General features: G+C 68.3%; 2 protein-coding genes. Both read left to right on the forward strand.

The features are described from left to right. The coding region (locus AC1DOC_RS26675) for an LPS-assembly protein LptD (RefSeq protein ID WP_478130828.1) at positions 1-1,732 on the forward strand (1,732 nt) is incomplete at its 5' end. Positions 1,733-1,749: 17 nt separating this feature from the next. Then, positions 1,750-3,042, forward strand: a 1,293-nt coding sequence (locus tag AC1DOC_RS26680; RefSeq protein WP_478130829.1) for a peptidylprolyl isomerase, incomplete at its 3' end; no start/stop codon positions are given.

Consider the following 3,042-nt stretch of genomic DNA (forward strand, 5'->3'; position numbering starts at 1 on the left):
CCTCGAGAAGGAATACAGCGGCAGCATCCGCCTGGACCTGATGGGCAGCGACCGCCTCGTGGGCCAGCGCTACAACGAAACGCGCGCGGCGCAGCTGCAGCAGCTCGCCAACGGGGAAATCCAGGCCTCGGCCCTGAATTTCGGCGCGCCGCCCAGCAGCAAGCGCTGGGGCATCTGGGCCAACCACCACCAGGATTTCAACGCGAAGGCGCTGGGGCTCGATTCGCTCTCGGCCAACATCAACATCAACCGCGTCAGCGACAACGACTACTGGCGCGACTTCACGCGCACGCCCACCCTGGCGCAGCGCCAGCTGACGAACGACGCCTCGCTCAACTGGAGCAAGGGCGACTGGAGCGGCGGCATCCGGGCGCTGCGCTACCAGACGCTGCAATACAGCCTGTCGCCGATCGTGCCGTCCTATGACCGGATGCCGCAGATCACGGCCAACTACAACAAGTACGACTGGCACGGCTTCGACGTTTCGCTGAACCTGGACTACACGCGCTTTCGCGTCAACACCATCCTGGCCGGCCAGCCGGGCTTCGACATCAACCAGCAGTCGCAGCCCGACGGCGACCGCGCCCTGGCCATTGCCACCATCAGCCGGCCGTTCATCACGCCGAGCTCCTTCGTCATCCCCAAGCTGCAGCTGAACACGGCTTCGTACAACTACTACCTGCCGCAGTCCGACGTTCCGAGGCTCACCGTCAACGGAACCCAGTACGTCAACGGCGTGCCCTACAACCCGAACTCGCTGTATTTCTTCCCGACCTCGAGCAACCGGACGGTGCCGACCTTCAGCCTCGACAGCGGCCTGATCTTCGAGCGCGACGCGAACTACTTCGGCCGCGCCTTCCGCCAGACGCTGGAGCCGCGCGCCTACTACGTCTACACGCCGTTCCGCAACCAGAGCATGCTGCCGAACTACGATTCGGCGGCCAACGATTTCAGCTTTGCGACCATCTACACCGAGAACGCCTTCTCGGGCAACGACCGCATCTCCGACACCAACACGCTCACGCTCGGCGTCACCTCGCGCCTGATCGACCCCGACACCGGCGTCGAGGCGGCGCGCTTCGGCATTGCGCAGCGGCTGCGCTTCAGCGACCAGAAGGTCACGCTGCCGGGCGGCACGCCGGTGACCGACCGCGCGAGCGACCTGCTGCTGGGCGCCCAGATCAACTGGACGCCCAAGTGGAGCCTGGACACGGTCGTCCAGTACAACCCCGACACGCACAAGTCGGACCGCTCGGCCATCACCGCGCGCTACAACCCAGGGCCCTACCGCAACCTGAGCGCGGCCTTCCGCTACCAGGCGCCCACCACGCCCCTTGCCACCGACGGCAACAAGTCCTTCGACGTGGGCTGGCAGTGGCCGCTCAACGACCTGTGGGGCGACAAGGGCAAGGACCTCGGCCCGGGCAAGGGCCAGGGCGGCGGGCGGTGGTACGCGGTCGGCCGGCTCAACTACAGCCTGCAGGACAAGAAACTCACGGACGGCGTGCTGGGCTTCGAGTACGACGGCTGCTGCTGGATCGGGCGCGTGGTGCTGCAGCGCATCACGACCGGCACGGTGACGGCCAACACCCGCATCATGTTCCAGCTCGAATTCGTCGGGTTCTCCAGCATCGGGTCGAGCCCGATGCAGACCTTGCGGACCAACATCCAGCGCTACCAGCCCCTTCGCCAGCCCACCGAAGGGCCGAGCCGCTTCACCAATTACGACTGAGACGATTGAGCAACGCCATGAAACACATCCGTTCCATCCTGACCCTGGGCTGCCTCGCGGCACTGGCCGCGGCCTCGGGCGCGCAAGGCCTGCGTCCCGGTGGCGGCAGCGGCATCACCGACATCATGCGCGCCGGTCCCCGGCTGGCGCCGCCGGCGCCGCGCACCGCGCCTTCCACCGCCGCGCCGGTGCAGCGCGCGGCCGAATACATCGTCGCACTGGTCAATTCCGAACCGATCACCAACACCGAGGTGCAGTCGCGCGTCACGCGCCTGATCCGCGAAAACGCCGAAGCCGAGCGCGTGCCGCGCGCCGAGCTCACGCGCCTGGTGCTCGAGCGCCTGATCTCCGAGCGCGCACAGCTCCAGCTGGCCAAGGAAAACGGCATCAAGGTGGACGAGGTCGCCATCGACCAGGCCGAGCAGACCGTGGCGCGGCAGAACCAGATCAGCGTCGAGGAGCTGCGCCGCCGCGTGGTGGCCGAGGGCATTTCGCAGCGCGAATTCCGCAACGACCTGCGCGACCAGCTGCTGCTCACGCGCCTGCGCGACCGCGAGGTCGAGTCCAAGGTCAAGATCAGCGACGCCGAGGCCGACGAATACCTGCGCGACCAGCGCAACGCCCCCACCAAGGACGCGGCGCTGCAGAACATCAACCTCGCGCACCTGCTGGTCGCCGTGCCCGAGAACGCCACCGAGGCGCAGGTCGCCACCTTGCAGCAGCGGGCCCAGGGCCTCGCGCAGCGCGCCCGCGCCGGCGAAGACTTCGCCAAGCTGGTGCAGGAGAACTCCGATTCGCCGGACCGCGCCAACGGTGGCGCCGTCGGCATGCGCACCGCCGACCGCTATCCGTCGCTGTTCGTCGAAGCCACGCAGTCGACGCCGGTCAACGGCATTGCCGGCCCGATCCGCTCGGGTGCGGGCTTCCACGTGCTCAAGGTGCTGGCCAAGGCCCAGCTCGGCGCCACCGACGCCACCGTGACCCAGACGCAGGTGCGCCACATCCTGCTGCTCAACGACCCGAAGCGCACCACCGCCCAGGCCGTGGCGCAGCTCGCGGAATTCAAGCGCCGCCTGCAGGCCCGCACGGCCGACTTCGCCGGCCTCGCGCGCGACAACTCGCAGGACGCCAGCGCCAAGGAGGGCGGCGACCTGGGCTGGTCGCGCCCGGGCCAGTTCGTGCCCGAGTTCGAGGAAGCCATGGACCGCCTGGCGCCGGGCCAGATCAGCGACCCGGTGGTCTCGCGCTTCGGCGTGCACCTGATCCAGGTGGTCGGCCGGCGCGAATCCAAGCTCACGCAGGCCGAGCAG

Source organism: Variovorax sp. 01T439_2 (genome assembly GCF_056398445.1).